The sequence below is a fragment of the Haladaptatus sp. genome, from assembly GCF_049589095.1.
GTDB lineage: Archaea > Halobacteriota > Halobacteria > Halobacteriales > Haladaptataceae > Haladaptatus.
Window position 1 is genome coordinate 1 of record NZ_JBAWAC010000453.1, and the last position, 4,306, is coordinate 4,306.

Below are 4,306 nucleotides of genomic sequence, written 5' to 3' on the forward strand. Positions count from 1 at the left end.
AAGCCAGCCTTTCGAACGCTCACCCGTTTCGGCTCCCGTCCGTCCGGCAGCAACGACGTGATCGTGTCCGAGATGTCGCCCGACGGGACGGTGAACAGATTGACGTTTCGCGCCGCGAGCGGGTAGGCCGTCGTTCCCTGCGGCACGGCAGAGACGTGGCGATGCTCGACGGCGGAGAGCGTGAGATATGGCGGTGCACCGTCGACGCTAAGGTTCACTGGCTCGCCGGGACCGGTCGTCTGCAAGGGATGCCGTGACGGCGACGTGACATTCGTCCGCGCGGTGAGAATCCGTTGAATCCGGTCGAGTGGGATTCCGGTAGCACCCTTCACAGCCTCCTCGAAACCCTTCTGTTCCTGTCGAGTACGATCGGCCCTGCTATCGAGCCGATCGATGACCGAATCGAGGTACGTGGCACGGGCCGCGTATCGAGCCCGATCCGCTGCGCTGTCGTAGCTCGACGGCGCGTCGATGAGTTCGCTTCGGCGCGCACGGAGGACTCGTGCGAGTTTCGACGCCGGGTTCGTCTTTCCCGCCGCGAGATTTCCGCGCGAGACCGTCACCGAGAGGTTTCGAATCCGGTTTCTGACCCCTCGTACATCGTTGTACGCCCACGACCGAACTTGGCTCGGATACCGCCCCTGTATCGTCACCGGTTGCGTGTTCAGCGTGCCGGACACCGCACGTCGTGCGAGTTCGTCCGCTCCGCCACGGTCGGTGACGAGTCGTTCGATCGCCTTCCCGGGAACGTCGGCGAGGTTCGGTCCGGAAAACGGCCCGCCCGGTTCGTACGCCGTCGGAAGCGGGCGAACCGGTGCGCGTTCGGTCGTCCGATGATCACCCGCGACCCCGAGGGAGACGACGAACTCGTCCGTCCAGTGCTGGGTCGTTATCGTGGTGTGGCTCGTTCGCGCCGCTCGACCCGCACGGTCCGCACGATTCCTCGAACGGCCTCGCTGCGAAACGCTGGACCCGTTCTCGCGTTTCCACCGCCGGATCACCGTGTGTTCCTGCACGACGCGGCGAGCACCCGTCCAGAGGAGGTGCCATCCGCTCGGCGTTCCGAGTGAGTTCGAGGATTCCCCTGTCTTTTCGACGACAGTGTGCGTTTTCGTCCGTTGGCCGACGAGCGTCCAATTCTCTCCGGGCGAGTTCTGTCGCGGTTTGGGTTCGTCGTGGACGTGTCGAACCGTCGTGACCGAGCGGGCGGAAACGCGGTACGCCGACCCGACTGACGACGCCAGTTTGCTCGATGTTCCGCCGTCGATGAGAGCCAGCAACGCTCGGTCCGCCGAGCGATTCACGCCGATTTTCGTCCTCGTCTCGGGGGAGTACGTCGAGTTACTCGGCGAAGGAATCGTTCGAAAGTCGCCGTCCCCACCGGTTGCTGAGTCGGCCGTGTCGAGGACGAGATTCGTCCACAGTTCACCGTGTTGGGTCGTCGGCACGAGGAGGTCGGTCAGACCGACTCGTGCGGTAGCGCGCCGAAGACTTTGCCGTCCGCGCGGGTCGCTGACCCCGAACGATTTCCGCTGTTCTTCGAGAACCGCGCCGTTCGCCATCAGTTCGATGTGGCGGTTGCCGAGCACGTTCGCGATCGGCGCACCGCCGTACTGGGCGTACCCCCGCGCCCACGTCACGGCGTACAGTCGCGCGGTCAATCGACGGCCGAGTCCGGGGTCGAGCGGCCCGTTGTTCAGCCGTCGCTCGAATCGCTGTACGCGTTCGTGGAGCGCGAGGACGGGTGTTTCCACGACGAGCGTCATTTCCTTTTCCGCACTTGCGACGGTCGTACTGCCACGAGTCGCACGGAGCGACACGTTCTCGATTCGGACGCGGAGACCCGCCTCGGTCGACTTTCCGACCGGTTCGATGTGGACCCGTCGTTTCGCCCGCCGGAGTGCAACTGCGTTCGGTGTGGCCCGAAGCGACGCGGTTGCACGAACGTCACCGACGTGCGCCGAAACGGAGCGTAACCGCTGGCGGGCGGCGAGATAGATTCGAAGGCGGAGGTAATCGCGGAACGGGGTGGAGTCGTTGATGATCCGACCCGTGGTCGTGTTCGACGGTTCGATGAGCGGTTGAGCGGCCGCCGCTCGCCCGGCCTGCTGTACCGCCTCGCGGAGTGCGGTGTGGCTACCGGCGGTCACGCTTCGCATGCTTCGATCGACGTTCTCGTTCACCTGCGGTGACTGTCGGGTGACCAACGCACCCGCGAAGGTGACGCTTCCGACCAACAGCAGGACACCGATGAGCGCGAACGGAACCCGCCCCCGGGTGTCGTCGGCGAACCTCATGCGGACCACGTCCTGACGACGAGTTCGGTTCGTCCGACGGCGACCGAACGTGCGGCATCGGTCGGCGTCCCGAACGACCTTCGAATGTCCGATTCGACCGCTCTCGCCATCGCGTCGATGAGCGCCCGTCTCGTTTGCTGGCTATCGAGTCGGGGAGACGCCGAATCCACCGCGTCGTACGACCGAATCAACCGTCGAAATCGACGCGCGACAACGATTCCTGTTTCACGGTCTCGAAGGGCCAACCTCGTGGATTCGTTCGGAACCAATCCGGCGACGATTCCGGCGGCGACGACGCGAGCCACGCCGCGGTAGCCGTCACGACGGGCGGCGTCGAGCGCTCGCGTTCGAACCCGTGGCATGCCGCTCGGAATCGAGCGAACGGCGGCGTGAACGTCCACGTCGTGGGGTGGTGATTCGCCGAGCGCGAACCGACCGCCGAGTTCGGAATCACGATACGGTTCCCACCGGACGAGAATCTGGATGTGGGAAGGATAGTCGAGTCGCTCCTGCACCCGTCGGGAGACCGCGCGTTCGAACGAATCGCTCGTCGGTGACAACTCGGTTCCGCGAATCGTCGTGTTGGCGAGTGCGGCCTGCCCGAGGAGTTCGGCGAGCGTGCCGTGCGTCGTCGGGTGGACCGTTACGGAATCGGACGAAATCGTGTAGTTCACGTTCGCCGTGCCCGTTTCGAGGACGTTCGCCGTCGATTCGGCGGTCCGCGTTCGAATCGGCGAGTCGGGTGGCTTCGCGCCGACGAGGACGAAGGCGTTGGCACTGACCAACAGCAGACACAGCGTCACGTCGATGACGGTGCTGATGGCCCTCATGGCCACACCACCACGCGCAACGTGCCCGGGTGGATGTCCCCGGGACCGACCTGCACGCTCACGGTTGCCGTCGCCGCGTCGATAGCGTCGGAGTTCTTCGGAGGTATCGACCCTTCGTGCCACTCGTGTGACCCTGCCGAGAGGGTGACGTTGAGGTGATAGCCGTCGGGATTCGCAGAGGATGCGCCTTCGAGACGGTCAGGATGGACGATTCCGTTCGAAGTTATTCGATCCTGGACCGCCGAGAGCGTCGTCGGCGCAAGCGTTCGCTCGGACCGTGGCATCGCGCTTCCGAGGACGCCGGTGTAGGTGAGCAAACCGAGACAGACGGCGAAGACGGCGACGAGGGCAGCGATCGGTTCGGTCTGCGCCCTAGCCCGAGACCAGCGTCGCATCGACTCCCCCCCACGAAACACAGCGCACGCGAAGCCTGTTTTTCCGCCCGTTTCCACGACGGCCGTCGATTTCGAGCGGTACGAATCGCCCGCCGGAACGCATCCGACGAGTCGAATACCGCTGATGGCGGCGTGCCGGACAGAATGCGGCGCAATTTCCCATCGGAACCGTCGCCAGCCCCGAACACGGGGATGACCGGGCCGTATCGAAACGTCGCGTGTGCGGTCCCGCCATCGTCGCGCAAGCCGAGACGGCGGGGACCGAGTCGAATCTGCCGTGCTGTAAGCGGATGTTCCGCAGTTGCAGAGTACGTACAGCCAGCGACGGAATCGACCGTATCGGCGACGCTGGCGGCGTCGGGAGGCGGCGACGTCGGCAGTTCGATGGCGACGCCGAAGACGGCGAGACTCACCGTTGCGACACCGAGCCAAACGTACCACGCGTCGAGAGGTGCGTCGAACATGGACCGGAATCGTCCCGTTTTCGTACTTAAACGCTCGTACGAAACGATTCGTATCGTACACAGAGAGTTCGACGACGGAATTTCATCGGAGGTGGTCTTCGCTCTCAACTTCGTCGGTGTCGTCGTGTTCCTCGTCCGGGACCGTCGTCGGTTGTGGAAACGAAGACGCGAATCGAAGACGCGAATCGAACTGAACGCCGCTCGGACGACCTCCGACCGGCGGACTACGTCAGCGCTCCGGCGAACACGAACGCGAGGAGATAGACGACGGTCGCCGACAGCAACGATTGACCGACCCGATACCCGACCAACGTCCGGTC

General features: G+C 64.6%; 3 protein-coding genes and 1 pseudogene. All 4 read right to left on the bottom strand.

The features are described 5' to 3' along the window. Nucleotides 1-2,297 (bottom strand): DUF7286 family protein (locus WBV42_RS14245; RefSeq protein WP_423986618.1); only part of this gene is annotated, 2,297 nt, incomplete at its 3' end. Further along, nucleotides 2,294-3,127: a DUF7284 family protein gene (locus tag WBV42_RS14250; protein ID WP_423986619.1), complete on the bottom strand. Its 834-nt coding sequence runs from the start codon at nucleotides 3,125-3,127 to the stop codon at nucleotides 2,294-2,296. The genes WBV42_RS14245 and WBV42_RS14250, both read right to left, overlap by 4 nt. Continuing rightward, complete coding sequence (locus WBV42_RS14255; protein WP_423986620.1) at nucleotides 3,124-3,522, bottom strand: DUF7285 family protein; 399 nt, start codon at nucleotides 3,520-3,522, stop codon at nucleotides 3,124-3,126. Before WBV42_RS14255 ends, WBV42_RS14250 begins: the two co-directional genes overlap by 4 nt. A 98-nt stretch (nucleotides 3,523-3,620) precedes the next feature. After that, nucleotides 3,621-3,986: pseudogene (locus WBV42_RS14260) on the bottom strand (DUF7283 family protein); the annotation flags it as partial. Nucleotides 3,987-4,306: the final 320 nt, after the last annotated feature.